16 protein-coding genes, 2 pseudogenes and 1 other annotated feature are annotated in these 17,683 nt (G+C 41.7%); of the genes and pseudogenes, 10 read left to right on the top strand and 8 right to left on the bottom strand.

Annotation, left to right across the window (positions count from 1 at the left end; genetic code table 11):
- Together ACF8FD_RS12035 and ACF8FD_RS12040 are read right to left on the bottom strand one after the other, a co-directional pair.
- Positions 1-1,952: Ig-like domain-containing protein (locus ACF8FD_RS12035; protein ID WP_392453419.1), on the bottom strand; the 1,952-nt coding region annotated here is incomplete at its 3' end.
- Positions 1,953-1,994: 42 nt separating this feature from the next.
- Complete coding sequence (locus ACF8FD_RS12040) at positions 1,995-2,858, bottom strand: OmpA family protein (RefSeq protein WP_000265727.1); 864 nt, start codon at positions 2,856-2,858, stop codon at positions 1,995-1,997.
- A 133-nt stretch (positions 2,859-2,991) separates the two neighbouring features.
- Between ACF8FD_RS12040 and ACF8FD_RS12045 the strand changes: the two genes are divergently transcribed.
- Complete coding sequence (locus ACF8FD_RS12045) at positions 2,992-3,873, top strand: IS982 family transposase (RefSeq protein WP_104221957.1); 882 nt, start codon at positions 2,992-2,994, stop codon at positions 3,871-3,873.
- A gap of 238 nt (positions 3,874-4,111) precedes the next feature.
- On the opposite strand, the gene ACF8FD_RS12050 is transcribed toward ACF8FD_RS12045, so the two are convergent.
- Positions 4,112-4,936: a transposase gene (locus ACF8FD_RS12050; protein WP_308469393.1), complete on the bottom strand. Its 825-nt coding sequence runs from the start codon at positions 4,934-4,936 to the stop codon at positions 4,112-4,114.
- Between ACF8FD_RS12050 and ACF8FD_RS12055 the strand changes: the two are divergent.
- Positions 4,905-6,153 (top strand): annotated as a pseudogene (locus ACF8FD_RS12055) (IS3 family transposase). The gene ACF8FD_RS12050 and the pseudogene ACF8FD_RS12055 sit on opposite strands and share 32 nt — an antisense overlap.
- Positions 5,194-5,310: a sequence feature (AL1L pseudoknot), on the top strand. Its footprint overlaps the pseudogene before it by 117 nt.
- Positions 6,154-6,331: 178 nt before the next feature.
- Positions 6,332-6,568, top strand: coding sequence for a VF530 family DNA-binding protein (locus ACF8FD_RS12060; RefSeq protein WP_005005662.1), 237 nt, complete (start codon positions 6,332-6,334; stop codon positions 6,566-6,568).
- Positions 6,569-6,820: 252 nt separating this feature from the next.
- Here ACF8FD_RS12060 and ACF8FD_RS12065 read toward each other — a convergent pair.
- The 4 genes and pseudogenes from ACF8FD_RS12065 to ACF8FD_RS12080 all read right to left on the bottom strand — a co-directional run.
- Positions 6,821-7,351: pseudogene (locus ACF8FD_RS12065) on the bottom strand (lysophospholipid acyltransferase family protein); the annotation flags it as partial.
- Positions 7,336-7,956: a beta-ketoacyl synthase chain length factor gene (locus ACF8FD_RS12070; protein ID WP_104221817.1), complete on the bottom strand. Its 621-nt coding sequence runs from the start codon at positions 7,954-7,956 to the stop codon at positions 7,336-7,338. The pseudogene ACF8FD_RS12065 and the gene ACF8FD_RS12070, both read right to left, overlap by 16 nt.
- A gap of 145 nt (positions 7,957-8,101) precedes the next feature.
- On the bottom strand, positions 8,102-9,019 hold the full coding sequence (locus ACF8FD_RS12075) for a LysR family transcriptional regulator (RefSeq protein ID WP_279679302.1): 918 nt from the start codon (positions 9,017-9,019) through the stop codon (positions 8,102-8,104).
- A 695-nt stretch (positions 9,020-9,714) separates the two neighbouring features.
- A complete protein-coding gene (locus tag ACF8FD_RS12080; protein WP_004684300.1) occupies positions 9,715-9,837 on the bottom strand; it encodes a hypothetical protein in 123 nt (40 codons plus the stop codon).
- A gap of 376 nt (positions 9,838-10,213) precedes the next feature.
- Here ACF8FD_RS12080 and ACF8FD_RS12085 point away from each other — a divergent pair, with 376 nt between their 5' ends.
- Entirely contained in the window at positions 10,214-10,879 is a 666-nt protein-coding gene (locus ACF8FD_RS12085; protein ID WP_279679303.1) for an epoxyqueuosine reductase QueH, read from the top strand.
- A 2-nt stretch (positions 10,880-10,881) separates the two neighbouring features.
- Here ACF8FD_RS12085 and ACF8FD_RS12090 read toward each other — a convergent pair whose 3' ends face one another.
- A complete protein-coding gene (locus tag ACF8FD_RS12090; RefSeq protein ID WP_279679304.1) occupies positions 10,882-12,276 on the bottom strand; it encodes a methylenetetrahydrofolate reductase C-terminal domain-containing protein in 1,395 nt (464 codons plus the stop codon).
- Positions 12,277-12,794: 518 nt separating this feature from the next.
- Between ACF8FD_RS12090 and ribBA the strand changes: the two genes are divergently transcribed.
- The 6 genes from ribBA to glmU are packed head-to-tail and all read left to right on the top strand — an operon-like array spanning position 12,795 to position 17,673.
- Entirely contained in the window at positions 12,795-13,910 is a 1,116-nt protein-coding gene (gene ribBA / locus ACF8FD_RS12095; protein ID WP_279679305.1) for a bifunctional 3,4-dihydroxy-2-butanone-4-phosphate synthase/GTP cyclohydrolase II, read from the top strand.
- Positions 13,911-13,928: 18 nt separating this feature from the next.
- Positions 13,929-14,399 (top strand): 6,7-dimethyl-8-ribityllumazine synthase, encoded by a 471-nt coding sequence (gene ribE, locus ACF8FD_RS12100; protein WP_004684294.1) that lies wholly within the window; start codon positions 13,929-13,931, stop codon positions 14,397-14,399.
- A 4-nt stretch (positions 14,400-14,403) separates the two neighbouring features.
- Positions 14,404-14,859 carry a transcription antitermination factor NusB gene (gene nusB / locus ACF8FD_RS12105; protein WP_004983920.1) on the top strand — a complete coding sequence of 152 codons (456 nt, stop codon included), beginning with the start codon at positions 14,404-14,406 and terminating at the stop codon, positions 14,857-14,859.
- 12 nt (positions 14,860-14,871) lie between these two features.
- Complete coding sequence (thiL, locus tag ACF8FD_RS12110; protein WP_279679306.1) at positions 14,872-15,789, top strand: thiamine-phosphate kinase; 918 nt, start codon at positions 14,872-14,874, stop codon at positions 15,787-15,789.
- A complete protein-coding gene (locus tag ACF8FD_RS12115; RefSeq protein WP_279679307.1) occupies positions 15,767-16,288 on the top strand; it encodes a phosphatidylglycerophosphatase A in 522 nt (173 codons plus the stop codon). Before thiL ends, ACF8FD_RS12115 begins: the two co-directional genes overlap by 23 nt.
- 20 nt (positions 16,289-16,308) lie before the next feature.
- The gene (glmU, locus tag ACF8FD_RS12120) at positions 16,309-17,673 is read left to right on the top strand and encodes a bifunctional UDP-N-acetylglucosamine diphosphorylase/glucosamine-1-phosphate N-acetyltransferase GlmU (protein WP_279679308.1); all 1,365 of its coding nucleotides are present in this window, start codon (positions 16,309-16,311) and stop codon (positions 17,671-17,673) included.
- Positions 17,674-17,683 lie beyond the last annotated feature (10 nt).

Here is a 17,683-nt window from a genome sequence, read left to right on the forward strand (position 1 = left end):
TTAATAACCAGATCACCCGAAGCTGTTTTATCGCCATCGATATCTGTCACTTCCACTGCAAATGTTGCATTGGTATTATCACCTGACGTATTCGCAGGAAGTGTGTAGCTATAGTGGATAGTACCTGTACCAGTTGCCGAATTGTATTCATAGCGTGCAGTTAAACCATCCGAGAATGTTTGATCTGCTGTCGTTAGGGTATGTCCACCTAACTTCACTGCATCTTGAGAAGCCAAACCATCTGGAGAGGTAAAAGCAATTGTACCGCTTGTTGTTTCCTTATCAGTAGATGCTTTAGAGCCACCATTATTCAAACCTGATTCATAGACTTTGGTACTCTCTCCATCGCTCGAAGGAAGCGTAACAAGAGGCGCACTATTGCCAATGACTAATGTCAAGCTAGCTGTTGAGCTATCCCCATCACCGTCAACCAATGTATAAGTAAATACCTCATTTACACCGCCCGGCGTACCTTCATGACGCTCGTAACTATATTCACCTGTGGTCTTATTGAGTATTAGAGTACCATACTGCCCTTCGATCGTCAGCGTTGTGCCATCATCTGTTACCACGTTAGCAGATACATTATCACTAACCACTGTGGAGATGCTCACTCCATCGGCACTAATTTTGTCTGCACCTGTAGCCCCACTACTCGTACCAACACCCGTCAGTACATTTCCAGTTTCAGGGGTAAATTGATTAGCAGCCACATTATCGATGTCGTTTTTGGCAAGTGGTGCATCATCAATAATGCTAATGACTAGACTGCCACTGCTCACAATATTACTTTGATCTGTCACAGATATACCGACTTCTTCCAGAAAGTTATCGGTGTGTGATGCATCGTTGGTAACAGGTTGATCTAGTTCATATTCATAAGTAATGGTGCCACCCGTAGATACGCCATTAAATTCCTGACCATTTGGCGTATAGTCAGTAATGATGATCTTGCCATGAGGCGTGTTGATAATAATCGGTGTAGTTGAGGCATTTTCCAGATCTGTTAGCAAAATATTGGTATCACCAACCGTAACAGACTTTACGCCATCACCAGCCCCAATCGTAATACTACCCGTTTCTTTATTTGAACCCGATGTATCAGTTAAACCCTGTTCATATACAGTAACATGCCCCTGTTCAATTAATGTATCAGTAGTATTGTTCGGATTTTCACTGCCGCCATTTTCATCTTTTATGCTAATCGAAGGATTTGCATCAGGTGTAATTGTGATTACCAATTCCGCTGAAGCGGTTCCACCCTGGCCATCACTAATTGTATAAGTAACTGTTGGAACGGTGCCATTCCAGTTAGTCGCAGGGACAAAGTGATAAGTTCCATCGGCATTGAGCGTTAGCTCGCCAATTTTATCAATTGTAACGGTTTGGCCTGCATTATAGCTTTTACCCTCCACAACAAATTGAGTAACTGTGATTGCGTTTCCATCAGGATCACGATCATTAGTTAAAACATTGCCATTAACTGGGGTATCTTCAACACCTGTAATTTCATCCTTAACGGCGATTGGCCATGCGTTTTTATCCCCTCCACCGCCACCTCCTGCGGCTGCAATGATGCCACCAATAACAGCACCACCACCAATAATCCATGGCAGTAAAGACCCACCTGCCGCACTAGCAGGTAATAAGACCTCAAGCCCAGGTATTCCCTTAAAACCAGAAACACCATCAAACCAGTATAAGATACAACCATCTTCTTCAAAAACCAGATCAGAATCAACTTTGTCATATACGACAAAGAAGTTTTCGATAAGGACAGTTTCACCATTATTTAACTTTAAAATCAGGTTATTGCCATCACGTAAAAACTCTGCTACATCATTACGATGCATTTTGGTATGGACAATTGATGCTTCTGTTAAAGTGATATGTTGCGTGTTGATAGATACTTTATTTAAAGAATCTTTTTCTACTACAATAAAATTTGTCATGTTCTGTGTGGCCTATATTCGTTGAAACTTTTAAATGCTGAATTACTTGGTAATGCCCGTAATTTGTACCGTCACGCGACGATCGGGCTGTAAACATGCTTTTAGTGCTTCACGAGATTTAACCGTAGGACAGCCGTCCGTGACTGGTTGATTCTTCCCTGCACTTGCCACCGAGATAATATTTGCGGATACGCCATTTTGAACAAGCAGACTACGTACAGTTTCAGCACGATTCTGACCAAGTTTTTGGTTATAAGTTTCGCTTCCTAGACGATCCGTATGACCGACCAATATGATCTTACTGACAGAAACAAAACCTGTTGAAATTTTTGATGCTACGTCCTGAACTTCCTGACGGCCTTTAGGCAATAAATCATTTAAAGATGAACCATCAAATTTAAATAATGTATCGGCTGCCAAATCAATTGTTTCAGTATGCTCAACAGGAGCAACGACAGGCTTTTGAGCTGCTGGCTGTTGTCTACAAGCCAAAGGATGACCATTATTTGAAATAAAAGGTACACCAGCAGCATCTACAGAAAGAATAAAGTTACGATCTTTTAATTGATCTGGCCGCAAGTCGACATCGCAACTCTGACAATTTTTTTCGCCGCTACAATTTTTAACTTTGAAATTATAAACTTCTGGTTTTAAATAATACTTTGCCGTATTATTGATATAGAATTTACCTGATTCAATACTGTCAATATAGAAATGAATTGGGCAACTCTGTTCATCTCTTGTATCCCCTGCGCATAATTTAGCATCTCTGTTGACATTGATCTCCTGATTATAACCTTGCTTATTATTTTGAAACCGTAAAGCAGAAGGCTTTGAGTAAGGATCAGATGCACAAGAGGCTACCACCAATGAAATTACAGTAGTTAAAAGCGATAATTTCCACATAAACAACCCTTGGTAGACTTAATGTATTATTAGATTTGTATGACATATTTACGCGAATCTCAACTTTTTAAGTCTTTGAAATAAAAAGGACATAATCCAATTTAATTTTCGACTAAGAAAAGCAAAGCAAGTTATGTCCATTTACGAATTTATCATTTCTGTATTTTTAATCATAGAGCAATTTTACTCAGCGATTGTCATTCAACCTTTAAGAAGTAGAGGATTTCCACCCGCTTTAAGTGATATTGAAATTCTTACTATACAAATTGTGGGAGAGTTTCTTGGCTTAGATTCTGATAAAAATATCTGGTTCTACTTTAAAAACAATTGGTTTGAATGGTTTCCAAAATTAGGTTCCTATCCTAATTTTTGCAAACATTGCGCAAAATTATGGCATGTAAGTCAACAGATTATGTCACAACTAAAATCTTTTTTCGGTTTAGATAATATTCATTTTATCGATGGCTTTCCTATACCTGTTTGTCGTTATGCTAGAGCAAAAAAACATAAAAACTTCAAAGAATCTGCAGGTTTTAGTTATTGTGCGGCTAAACAAGAAAAATATTATGGTTTCAAAGGACATATCGTTATTAACTTTTCAGGAATGATTACAGGCTATACTTTTGCTCCAGCTCATTGTGATGAACGTGATGTTGCACCAGAAATTACTCAAGATATTCAGGGATTACTTGGTGGTGATAAAGGATACTTAAGACCTGAATTAAAACACTATTTTATGTACCAAGATATTGATTTACAAACACCTTATAGAAAGAACATGACTGATAGCAGGTCTAAGGAAGCTATGGCGAGGCTCATGAATGCTCGTAGAAAAATTGAGACTGTTATAGGTCAATTAACTGAACGATTTCACATTCAAAAAGTAAGAGCTAAAGATTTATGGCATTTAACGCATAGAATTACGCGTAAGATTCTTTCACATACCATTGCAGTAATTTTAAATACACGATTAGGAAATCCACCTTTACAGCTGGAAAGCCTTATTCAAAGTTGAGATTGGGGTATATTTATTAAAAAATATGCCATTTTATTTATATCACTTTAATAACAAAATAAATACACGAGCATAATTAATTTTTTAAATAAATTGCATTTTTTACAAAAAATATAGACCACGTCACGCTAAATATCCTAATTTTATTACAATTTTCTAATTTATAGAGTAGAAACTCTATTTTAAAAAATCCAATTTACTAATACAAATAAATGAAAAATAAATACTTTATTAGGACTTACGCAAAGACGACCGAAGGCGAGCGTAACTGCTCACGCAAATAATCACTGAGTAAACCCCTTTTAACCTGATATAAAGATTGTTTTAACCGTTTAGCCTGTCTGGCTAACTGCAGCCAAACCAGCATACAACAACAAATATGATTCCGCTGAATACGAGCCTTACGACACTGATTAGCTTCAATACCAGTGAGTTGTTTAAGTTCTCGGTGAAACTGCTCAATCTTCCAGCGGATGGCACACACCAATCGTGTGCCATCTGATGAATCCTGAGTGGTGTCGTTGGTGACAATCCAGTCCGTGCGGTTTTCATTAACCACTACTCGGAACAGTTGCACTTTGTAATCTTTAGGAAAGGCATGTATTTTAATCAGTTTGCCATTTTGTTGCTCTTGGTCAGTCCAAGTTAATTCGTTGACTGCTTTGTAAGGGTGTACTCCTTTTGAATCATCGACTTTGCGATTGGATTTTAAAGGACAATAATAGATTTTTTGTAAGTTATCAATATACAGCATGATGTCTTTGGTGGCATACCAGGTATCCATGAGCACATATTTGAATTTAATTTGTTTGTGTTCAATACTGTGCTGTAGCATGTCTTTTAGATGGTCAAGTTTGCTTTTGCCATCGGTGGTTTTGTCATAAATACGGTAATCAATGAACCAGTATTGTTCGGTCTTAGGATTGACATAGATACAGTTAACGATGCAGATGCCTTTAATAATGCGATGGGCGTTGCCACTGAACCGTACCGGGTTTGTCGGAGAGTCAATATTCTGAGAGACTATCCCGATGACAAAATTAAAATATACCCCTGAAATCAGAGAAAGAGCGGTTCAATTATTGATTGAATCTGAAAAAGATTATCCATCGAATTGGGCTGCGATCACCGCTATTGCTCCCTGAGCAGTATACTGCGCAAGGGTTGTACTCCTGAAACACTACGTGTTTGGTATCAAAAATATTTAGATAAACTAAATCCAGTTAAAGTACAGCAGCTTTCAGATCAAGAACGTATTAAACAACTCTAACGTGAAAATAAAGAACTGCAACGCGCCAATGAGATTCTACGTAAAGCAGCCGCTTTTTTCGCCCAGGCGGAGCTCGACCGCCCACACAAATAATGGTGGATTTTATCCATAATAATAAAGAGCTGTACGGAGTCGAGGCGATTTGTAGAATTTTACCGATCGCACCCTCAACCTATTACCGGACTCTAGATCTCTGCGATGAGAAGCATTGCTTCGCAAGGGAACATCGAGCAAAGCGAGATTTACATGACTTGCATCATGCTGAGGAGATTAAACGAATTTGGAAGGAAAGTTCAGGTCGGTATGGTGTACGTAAAGTCTGGCAAAAATTAAAACGTGAGGGTTATGTTATTGCACGTTGTACTGTTGCTCGATTAATGAAAAAGCTAGGTATACAAGGTGTTTGGCGAGGTAAGAATAAACAAACCACCCGTAGCCGAGATGACCAAAAACGGGCAGATGATTTAGTGAAACGTAATTTTAATGCTGATCATCCAAACCAACTATGGGTGGGTGACTTTACCTATATTCAAACTCATTCAGGCTGGGTATATACCGCATTTGTTATTGATGTGTTCTCACGAGCAATTGTTGGATGGAAAGTATCGACACGGATGAATACAGATATGGTGCTCGATGCATTGGAGCAAGCATTGCACGATCGAGGCATGCCAAAGAATGTGATTCATCATTCCGATAGAGGTGTTCAATATCTTTCTATTCGCTATACCAATCGTTTAGAAGCTGCAAATTTACGAGCATCAGTCGGTACAACTGGTGATTCATACGATAATGCTCTGGCTGAAACGGTGAATGGCTTATACAAAACAGAGGTGATTGAATATTTAAAAGCAGATTGGCAAGGTTTAGCAGATGTACAACTTGCGACACTAAACTGGGTAGATTGGTTCAATAAAAAGCGTGTACACAGTGCACTGGGTTATGTATCGCCTTTTGAGTTTGAAGCAATGTACTATGATAAGATTAACCCGTTAGGTCAGGTGGCCTAACTTAAATAAAAAAGTCTCCGACAAACCTGGTACGGTTCACCAATATGATGCCTCACTCGATGGCTGGGGGGCTCTAGAATTTTGGTGGCTATTCAGTCCATCATTACCTACATTCCAACTCTCTAGTTTTCCAACTAGCCCAGGTTATAATAGCCACCCAAAATACGATTGATCTATTATGAACACCTCCAATGACCCTTTACACGGCAAAAAACTTGCTGACATTTTGGATGAATTATTGGATTACTACGGTGGCTTTGAAGGCTTAAGTCACAAAATTGAAATTAGATGTTTTTGCATAGACCCAAGTGTTAAATCATCATTACGATTCTTGCGTACCATACCATGGGCACGTGAAAAAGTAGAAAGCTTATATTTGTACGTCTTACGCCAAAAGGCCAAACAGAAACCGTAGCCTCAGGCAACACCCCTCTCATCATAAAATTATACCAGTCAGTAAAATACCTTTAGATTAAGCATATGTATGTTGGTTATTATTGTTGATTATCACAATAAATTAGTGACCAAAAATCAAAGTACCCCACCCCATCTTAAATTACGTCACACAAAATAAAAACTCTATATAACTGTTATATATAGAGTTTATTAACGTACCAATTGTGTTATTTAGTGTATTTTATGTCGGTGACTCTTGCCAAGGTTGGGGTTTTGCTGTTCGCGTACCTTCAGGAAAGATCAACAAGGACGCTGCATGATCCTGCTGTAATTTGTGTACACAGTCCTGAATAAACTGTTCAGAACCTGCATTTAAAATATAACCCGCACTTTGCACAGGGCCTTTGGTAAATGGATTCGACCACAGCGCCTGCTTGACCACGCAGTTTGCTTGTTCCATTAAACCAATTAAAACCACCACGTCAATCAGTGTCGGATGATTGGCAATGACCAACTCTTGTTGACTGTTTTGTAATTTCTCTAAACCTTCAACCGTATAGGTCATAATGCCCAGTTTCACCATCATTTCGGTGAAACCTTTAAAACTGTGCTTAATCACCTTTTGAGTGCGCTGCTTGCGAAGCTCAAGGTCTGCTGAGCTCAGCTTGACCAGCGGCGCAACCAAACCACCAATCGCCACACCGCCCAAGCCAAAGCTGGCAAAGCTAAATCCTGTCGCCCCAACGCGCCAAACATAGTTGGCTTGTTGCTTGATCCGATTTAATTTCAGCATTTCGTCCACGCTTCAGATTCAGTTTGCTCAGGATTAGTCCAAAACGTGTTAAATGCTAAAGCCTGCTGATAGGCTGGCGTTGAATCCATCTGCATTGGTGTCAACATCAAATTGGCAGGCGCTAATGAAATCATCGCTGCCATCGCAAAAGCAGCAAATGGTTGATGCTCGATATAAATGTCTGGCAAGGCTTCATCATAATACACCAGCAAAACCTGACCGGCTTCCGGCATGGTTTTTAACCATGCATAGGCTTCAATCAACCCATCATTCCATGACCCCGCCAAACTGGTTGCAGGTGTCGCATCCCGACATAAAATAGAATATAAGCCCGAAATTGCATTATGTACCGACGTTGAAAATTGAGTCGGTGAAGGGGTTTGCTCGCTTAACACATCTTCTAAAATATTCAGTGTTTTTGCTTCATCGCCATATTGCGACACCCAAACAATATAATCGACATCGTGGGTGTCTAAAGTCTGCATTGCGCTATTCAAAGCTAGCTTTGCAAGACGCGATAAGCGTCGGCGTTGCATCGCAGGAATGTGTTCTATAGCTGATAATTCTTGATCAACCAAGCTCATATTCAAGCGGGATACGTGGAGTTGCATCATCATGATCAGTGTTTAAAAGTTGACAAATTATCAGGCGCGCAATTATAGCACTGAGCCACATTTTTCACAAAAAATAACAAGCGCTGATAGGTTCAAAAAAGGAGGATGCAGCAACACTGATCCCCCCTCCTTAAAACAAGAGCAACTAGATATAATATTGCGTTCTTTTCTTGGCAAATTTATCCAGTTGTTTTAAAAAGCCTTCGAAATAATCCTTCTCTTTTTCCTCAGTACGATAGCCTGCATAAAGAGTACGACGCAAACCTTCAGGCGCTACGCAGTCCAAACGACGCGAAGTCACCCAACCCTTTTGTTCATATTCGTTCACCACCCAATCGGGTAATGCCCCAATACCACGCCCACTTGCCACCAGTTGAATCAACATTTGGGTGAGATCGGTGGTACGGATCTGCTTCGGCAGAATATTGGCTGGAATAAACAGACGCGACATAATATCTAAACGGTGCTTATCTACTGGATAGGTCACCAAGGTTTCTTCTGCAAGTTCTTGCACAGTAATATCTTTAGCACGAACCAAAGGATGGGTGTTGGATAAAACCAAACGCGATTCATACTCAAAAATCGGGAAATACTCCACCCCTTTTAACGCAATCGGGTCGGCCGTAATCAATAAATCAAATTCACCTGTCTGCAATAACTCATGCGGATTGGACTCAAAACCTGAAGCGAAGTCTAGATCAACATCTGGATACTGTTGGCGATATTGATTTAACAACGGCATTAACCAATCGAAACAGCTATGACACTCTGAGGAAAAAGTAATGCGTCCAGTTTGACCATGCACAATACGGGTGATGTCGCTTTGCGCAATTTGTACCTGCGGCAATACTTCATCCGCTAGTTTTAATAAACGCTGTCCCACATTAGAAAAACTAACGGGGCGGCTACGACGGTTCACCACCTCTACCCCAAACCATTGGTCTAACTCACGCAACTGGTGTGATAAAGCAGAAGGCGTTAAGCATAGGTCTCCCGCAGCAGCCACCAATGAGCCATGCTCTCTTAAAGCGGTTAAGGTTTTTAAATGGCGGAGTTCTAACATCTGGCACAGCCCAATTTTTTAATCTTGATGAATACGGTATAGCTTAACCTATAAAAGCCACATTTGATTATTTTTTCTCACCTTAATTCCTACTTAATTAGTTTATTTCACTTTAATATTTATGATCCACAACGAAAATATTCGCCCAATTTACAGAAAATGAAAAATTTAAGCATTTAAATTCATAATCTTCATGATCCGTGCATGAGCGCTAATCGAAGTAAGGCTTTCTTTTATAACTGTGGATGACTTTTAAGACTATCTCTTGGTCATGCCTAGGTTGAAGCGTGATCCCTTCAGTTTTTGAGAGGTACAACGACCGAATCCAGCCCACCAACTGTCCTATTTAACTCGTGGCTATGCATCGAACTCTTGTGATATCTCTACGTTGATATAGCGAAATCATTTTACAGCAAGCAGTATGCTCTTGTACCTGAGTTAAATTCAGTTCAAATATTGAGAACTGATGATTCTGATCTTCTATCCAAATTGAGCAGGCTAAAGCGCTGAAAAAGCATACCGTGCTGACAACAGAACTTCTCACAACCCTAGTCTTCGGGCTTTTTTATGTTCCACGTGAAGCATTATGTAAATATCAAATCAAAGCCGCTTGTCTCTCAAACTGGTGCGATGCCAAACAGAGCATGTAAAAACGAAAAAGCTTCCGACTAGGAAGCTTTTTTTAAATCTTAGATTTAACCATCAATCGTGAGCTTTAAAATCTCAGCTTTGGTATAACCCCGTTCTTTTAAAAGATGTTGAATGGCTTTTTTCTCATCTTGATCTTCAAGAAATTTACAGCGTTGGATCAAACGCATATCGGTCTCATACTGAAAATTATGACGACACTCCAATTCCTTATTGGAAGGCGTAGTAAAAAAATGAAGCACAGCTAGATACTCTCTTTCATGCTGTTGAAGTGGCCCGCCTTCAACGAATACCTATCTAACACAACTGTTAAACACCCTTTGTGTAAATGATGACGAATCTCGCTCCATTATGCAAGTTAGGGCCTCTCAAATGTTCTCTCTCTACTCATCTACAGCGCTCAATACAGGTCTTATTCATCGGCCAAAGTCGATTTTAATCATGAAAATTCATCAGCTCATCCTGAGAATTCTTCATCCAATCGTCGTTGATCCGCTCGTTAGACGTTTTAAACTGTCTGGTTTAAATAGATAAAAATCATTCAATATGTCGAAGCTCGAACGTCAGAAACTTAGCCTCCCCACAGGTCATGACAAACTGCTCTTGCATTCCTGCTGTGCACCTTGCTCAGGTGAAGTCATGGAAACCCTGATTGAATCAGGTATCGATTTTTCCATCTTTTTCTATAACCCCAACATTCACCCTGTAAAGGAATATCTGATTCGCAGAGAAGAAAATATTCGCTTTGCAGAAAAACATCACATTCCATTTATTGACTGTGATTACGACACAGACAACTGGTTTGCACGTGCCAAAGGTATGGAAAATGAACCAGAGAAAGGTATCCGTTGCGCCATGTGTTTTGATATGCGTTTTGAACGTACAGCATTATATGCAGCAGAACATGGCTTTAGCCTAATCAGCAGCTCTCTCGGCATTTCCCGTTGGAAGAATATACAGCAGATCAATGAGTGCGGACACCGTTCTGCTTCACATTATGCAGGCATTCACTACTGGGACTACAACTGGCGCAAGCATGGCGGTGCGGTACGCATGCTGGACATCAGCAAACGTGAAGAGTTTTATCAACAAGAGTACTGTGGCTGTGTGTATTCACTGCGGGATAGCAACCGCTGGCGCATGAGCCAAGGCCGTGAACGGATCAAACTCGGACAAAAGTTCTATTCCAATGCCATGGATCAGGACAGCTGATTTCAGCCAGCAGCCTCCACATACCAATTTTTCCAAGAGCTGGTTCCACGCACCGCAATCGACACGGTCGGAATCAGCTTTTCTTTTAAGATCTTGGTTTGTCCAACGGCTTTGGCTAAGCGTGCTTTGACTGAGTGAATGCATTCACGGTCACCAAATTCACAGCGGTCTAAGCTGGTTCCACCACAGGGCCCATTGGCCAAGCCTTTGGGGCAAGTTTCAGGGCAAATATACAGAGTCTCGCCTAAACGGCATTGACCACAACTCTCACAGCCCACCACCACATGTTTACTCAAATGTTCTGTTTTCAGTAATGCTTGTTTGGCACGCGAGCGATCCCATACATTGAAATTAAAAATAAACCGCCCTACTCCTTTAGCCAATTTAGATTCAAATAAAGCATCATGCATCAGATGCAGATGTTGGTATTTAATGATCTGACTTGAAGTCGCAGGCCGTGAATAATAAGCCAGCTTTGGATGAAACTCTGTACCGGTTTGCACCTGCCAAAGCGAATTCCAAAGTCGTTCACACTCAGCAAAACTCAAGTGTTGATATTCTTCAATATAACGCTCCAGTAAGCTTTGTTCTTCAGGCTGATGGCAAGCCGATAAATGCACCCCCGCAAAACCCAAATGTCGACACATGAGAATCTGTAATGCGCAGCGCACATAAACACGATCACTTAAACCCTGTTCTTTTTCCTGCTGCAACACCTTCAATATATGCGGGGTGATCACAATGCCGGCCACTTTATGTTTCAGCATAAACTTGGCCCGTGCCAAGGTCAGTGGCATGACGCAGGCTAAGATTTTCTGCGCATACTGATGTTGCACTAAAAATGCATGCGCATCCTGTAAAGCAGCCATGTCATAGCCCAATTGGGTAATCACATAATCAGCCCCTGCTTTCATCTTTTTATGCAGTTTCAGATATTGCGCCTCTTTTTCCGCTTCCGCATATTTAAACGGGTTAAACGCGACACCAATATGAAAACCACCTTGGCGTTTGGCTTCCATGACAGCATTCACAGACTCCAAATAACGTGTCCGTGGCTCTAAGTCATGGCTGTAGTGGTACTGTTTTAATTTATCGCCTGTTAAGAGCAACAGGTTCTTTTGACCCTGTGTTTTTGCATCTTGCAAAAACTGCTCAAAGTCTTGTATATCGCGAGCCTTTCCCGAAAAGTGAATGACTTTTTCAATCTCTTGTGGATACTGTTTGGCGACTTGCAAAGGCGCTTCATCGTCATCTGCATGCACCCGATCGGCCAGCGTCATAGCCACAGGAAAGCCTGCAAATTCAGTTTTGACAGACCACTGGGCTTGGTGTGCGCTTAAGTATTCAACCAATACGCAAAATTGTTGCTGTGCAAAATATTGAGCAAGTAAGGACATCACAGGAGAAATAATCCAGAGGATTAAAAAAAGAAGAATTATAGTACAAATCAAAAATAGATGACGAATCATCTGGTTTTTCGCTATGACATATTCAATATTTTTTTAGCTCATCCTCTACCTGATGAGTGAACTCAAATATCCACCCCGATCTGATTCATTAGGTGCAGGACCCTGCTCAAAATGAACCTGATGGTCAAATTCAAAAAAAAGGTACTCTAACGCTCAACCACACGCCGCCAATAGCGCAACATTTGTCTAGACCCCTTATTTACTACGCCGATTGACTTATTTTCGATAAGATTGTTTTTTTATGCTTTTCAATTGTTTAAAGCCTGAGCACATTTCAGCTTTTTAAAATAAAGGCATCTTTTCAAGCTGGGACTGACTGTGTATAACAATGAACGACTTAAGGAAATAATTCGCACATAGGCAAAAGCCTGAAAAAAGCTTAAACTATGTGCCAATGAAAACAAATGATATGTCGTCTATGGCGACAACGATGAAGGTGAAGGTTGATGCCGCTCAATACCGTTGAAGAGCTAGTTGCAGATATCCGTGCAGGTAAAATGGTTATCCTGATGGATGACGAAGATCGTGAAAATGAAGGTGATTTAGTTATTGCAGCGACCCATGTTCGCCCAGAAGACATCAACTTTATGATCACCCATGCCCGTGGTTTGGTGTGCTTAACGCTCAGCCGTGATCGCTGTAAACAATTGAATCTTCCTTTGATGGTCGATGCCAATGGCGCACAACATGGCACCAACTTCACGCTTTCAATTGAAGCGGCAGAAGGGATTTCTACAGGGATTTCACCTGCGGAACGTGCGCATACCATTCAAACGGCAGTAGCAGCACATGCCAAACCATCAGACATCGTTCAACCAGGTCATATTTTCCCATTGATGGCGCAGCCTGGTGGCGTTCTACACCGCGCAGGTCATACCGAAGCAGGTTGTGATTTATCTCGTCTAGCGGGTTTAGAGCCTGCATCAGTCATCTGTGAAATCATCAATGAAGATGGCACCATGGCGCGTCGTGCCGATCTTGAAATTTTTGCTGAAAAGCATGGTTTAAAAATTGGCACCATTGCGGATCTGATTCACTACCGTATGACCAATGAGCAAACGGTTGAACGAATTGATCAGCAAAGCATTGATACCGAATATGGGACTTTTGACTTATATCGTTACCGCGAATTGGGCAACCCAGATATTCACTTGGCTTTGGTGAAAGGTGAACCAAAAGAAGGGGTAACCACCGTTCGTGTTCATGGTTTCAACCCTGTTCGTGACTTGCTTAAGTTCAATAAAAAGGACGGCGAGCCAGCATGGAATCTCGACAAAGCGCTGCAAGAAATCGCAAGTAGCGATCGTGGTGTTTTGGTTTGGATTGGTCAACGTCACTTACAAGACCTAGGTCCAGCGCTAGACAGCCTTACAACACCAAAACCGACCAAATCCAATGCTGCTTTATCTCAGCAGTACCAAACCATTGGGGTAGGTGCACAAATTTTACGTGATTTAGGCGTAGAGAAGATGAAGCTTTTAAGCTCACCTTTACGCTTTAATGCACTCTCTGGGTTTAATTTAGAAGTGGTGGAATATATCACCGCACATCAAACAACTTAAAAAATCATCGAGGTTGCTATGGCAATTCGCCGTATTGAAGGTATGTTACATCTCGCTAGCGAAGGCCGTTATGCGATTTTAGTGGGTCGTTTTAATAGTTTTGTTGTCGAACATCTATTAGAAGGTGCAATTGATACATTGAAACGTCATGGTGTATCAGAGGATAATATCACTGTTGTTCATGCACCAGGCGCGTGGGAACTTCCTGTCGTGGCTAAGAAATTAGTGGCGTCTGAACGCTTTGATGCCATCATTGCACTGGGTGCTGTGATTCGTGGTAGCACACCTCACTTCGACTTTGTTGCAGGTGAATGTGCCAAAGGTTTAGGCGTGGTTGGCCTAGAATCTGGTCTTCCAGTGATTAATGGTGTATTGACTACGGATAGTATCGAACAAGCGATTGAACGCTCGGGTACAAAAGCAGGTAATAAAGGCGGCGAAGCTGCTCTTACTGCAATTGAAATGGTTAACTTGTTAAAGGCTATTTAACGCTATGTCGCAAACATTGCAAGCAACTTATGCAGCAAAACGTAAAGCACGTCGCTTTGCTGTACAAGGAATTTACGAATGGCAAATGAGCCACAATCCAGTCCATGAGATTGAAGCACGTACACGTGTGGAAAATGCCATGCACAAAGTGGATCTGAGCTATTATCATGAATTGTTAACCCAAGTTGTTGCCAATCATGAAGCATTGGATGCGCTCTTAATCCCTGTGCTTGATCGCGAAGTTTCTGCGCTTGACGGCGTTGAACTGGCCACCCTTCGTTTAGGCGCATATGAACTCAAGGAACATCTTGAAATTCCATATCGTGTGGTTTTAGACGAAGCAATCGAGCTTGCTAAACATTTTGGCGGTGCAGACAGCCATAAATACATCAATGGTGTATTAGATCGTTTAGCAACAACTTTACGTGCAGCAGAAAAGCAACAAGCGAACTCACAGTAGTAGATTTGTTGTATGGCTGAGTTTTCGATCATTGATAGCTATTTTAATCGTCAAAGTCCTCATTCTGTCGATTTAGGCGTCGGTGACGACTCAGCCTTGCTCACCCCTCCTCCACAGCAACAATTGGTCATTTGTGCCGATACTCTCGTTGCTGGACGTCACTTCCCACTTGATACTAGTCCCCATGCGATTGGCTGGAAATCTGTCGCGGTCAATTTATCTGATATCGCCGCAATGGGCGCGAAACCTCAGAGTATTTTACTGGCCTTGAGCTTACCCCAAATTGATCATGACTGGCTTAAAGGTTTTAGTCAGGGTTTATATGATTGTTGCGATCAATTTGGCGTCAGTTTAATTGGTGGAGACACCACCCAAAGCCCACATCTCACTATTTCCGTGACTGCACTGGGCTGGGTCGATATCGGTCAAGCCGTCACCCGCTCCGCCGCTCAAGTGGGTGATTTAATTTGTGTTAGTGGTACGGTTGGTGATGCCGCCTTCGCACTGCAACACTTGGGCCACCCTCTGCAAAAACGTTTGGACTACCCTACCCCACGCTGTGAACTGGGCCAAGTACTCAAAGGCTTGGCACATAGTATGATTGATGTGTCCGATGGCTTAGCACAAGACTTAAGTCATATCTTAAAAGCATCCAATGTGGGCGCGACCCTACAACTTGATCAACTGCCCATCAACACCGCTCTACAAGATTTAACACGAGAACAACAATGGCAATATGCTTTGGCGGGTGGCGATGACTATGAATTATGCTTTACAATAAGTCCGCAGAATTATGAAAAACTTTTGCAACAACAAAACCATAGCAGCATCAGTGTGATTGGAAAAATTGATGCCGAAGGTGGTCTGCGTTTTCAACAAAATGGCTTAGACCATTACTTGCAATTTAATGGATATCAACACTTTGCATAAGCCTCCTATCCTCTTTCGTCAGATGTCTGGGTACGACCGTTTCATCGTATTTTGCGGTGTAGGATTCGGCTCAGGGCTAACACCCAAAGCACCAGGCACGTTCGGTTCTGCCTTTGCGCTGCTGTTCGTCCCGATTTGGCTTGCAATTGGCCTATCGAACACCATTATTGCCATTATCCTCATGTCTCTTATCGGCATTTATATCTGTGGGCATACTGCCAAAATGATGGGCGTACATGATGATGGGCGTATCGTATGGGATGAGTTTGCTGGCCAGTCCATCACCTTTTTGCCTGTACTGTATTTAGGGCAAATGAATTGGCTGTGGCTGTTGCTGGGTTTTATTTTATTTCGTATTTTTGATGTGTGGAAACCGTGGCCAATTCGTGTCATTGACCAAAAAGTCGATGGTGGTTTCGGCATTATGCTCGACGACCTAATTGCAGGACTATGGGCTGCACTTTGTATTTGGATTTATTTTTATTTCACTGTGGCTTAGGCCATTTTTAGGATTAGAACATGTCAACGACTGTTATTATTCTTGCTGCAGGTAAAGGAACACGTATGCGTTCTTCTTTACCCAAAGTACTACAACCACTTGCAGGACGTCCTTTACTTGGTCATGTCATCGACACTGCAAAAAAATTAAATGCAGCCAATATTATTACAATTTATGGGCACGGCGGTGCACGGGTTCAAGAAACGTTTACTCATGAAAAGATTGAATGGGTGGAACAAGCTGAGCAACTCGGAACAGGTCATGCAGTGCAAATGACACTCCCAGTCCTTCCGCAGGAAGGCAGCTCACTGATTTTATCAGGCGATGTACCTTGCATCTCTCAAAACACGCTACAAAAATTACTCAATGCAACTGCCGAGACAGGCATTGGTCTAGTGACTTTAACTTTAGCCGATGCAACAGGTTATGGGCGTATAGTGCGTGAGAATGGTCAGATTCAGGCGATTGTTGAACATAAGGATGCGAGCATAGAGCAGCACCAGATTAAAGAAATTAATACAGGTATTTACTGTGTCAGCAATGCCAAATTGCACGAATGGTTACCTAAACTCAGCAATAACAATGCGCAAGGTGAATATTACCTGACTGATATTGTAGCAATGGCCTTAGCTGATGGGATGCAAGTCGCATCGGTTGAGCCTGAACAAGCCTTCGAAGTTGAAGGAGTGAATGATCGTGTTCAGCTCGCCGCATTAGAGCGTCAATTCCAAATAGATCAAGCCAAAAAGCTCATGCAGCAAGGTGTGCATTTAATTGATCCTAGTCGCTTTGACCTACGTGGCAATTTAAAAGTGGGGCAAGACGTCCGCATCGATATCAATGTGATTATTGAAGGCGAATGTGAATTCGGCGACCATGTAGAAATTGGTGCAGGTTGTATCATCAAAAATACCAAGATCGCGGCAGGTACAAAAGTTCAGCCGTATACCATCTTTGATAATGCTATGGTCGGTGAAGATGCGCAGATTGGTCCTTTTGCCCGTTTACGCCCAGGTGCCAAACTGGCTGCTGAAGTGCATATTGGTAACTTCGTTGAAATCAAAAACACCAGCATTGGCTTCGGTTCAAAAGCCAACCACTTTACCTATTTAGGTGATGCTGAAATTGGTGCAGGCTCGAACATTGGTGCTGGGACTATTACCTGTAATTATGATGGTGCAAATAAATTTAAAACCATCATTGGTGATGCTGCATTTATTGGTTCCAACAGCTCATTGGTTGCACCTGTCACCATTGGCAACGGCGCAACCGTCGGTGCAGGTTCAACCATTACCCGTGATGTTGCAGAGAATAGTTTAGCGGTAGAACGCTCTAAGCAAGTTGAAAAAGAAAACTATCAACGTCCACAAAAGATGAAGAAATAAGAGGATTAGA

This window comes from Acinetobacter sp. TYF_19 (assembly GCF_043105125.1).
In the GTDB taxonomy this organism is placed as follows: Bacteria; Pseudomonadota; Gammaproteobacteria; order Pseudomonadales; family Moraxellaceae; genus Acinetobacter; species Acinetobacter johnsonii.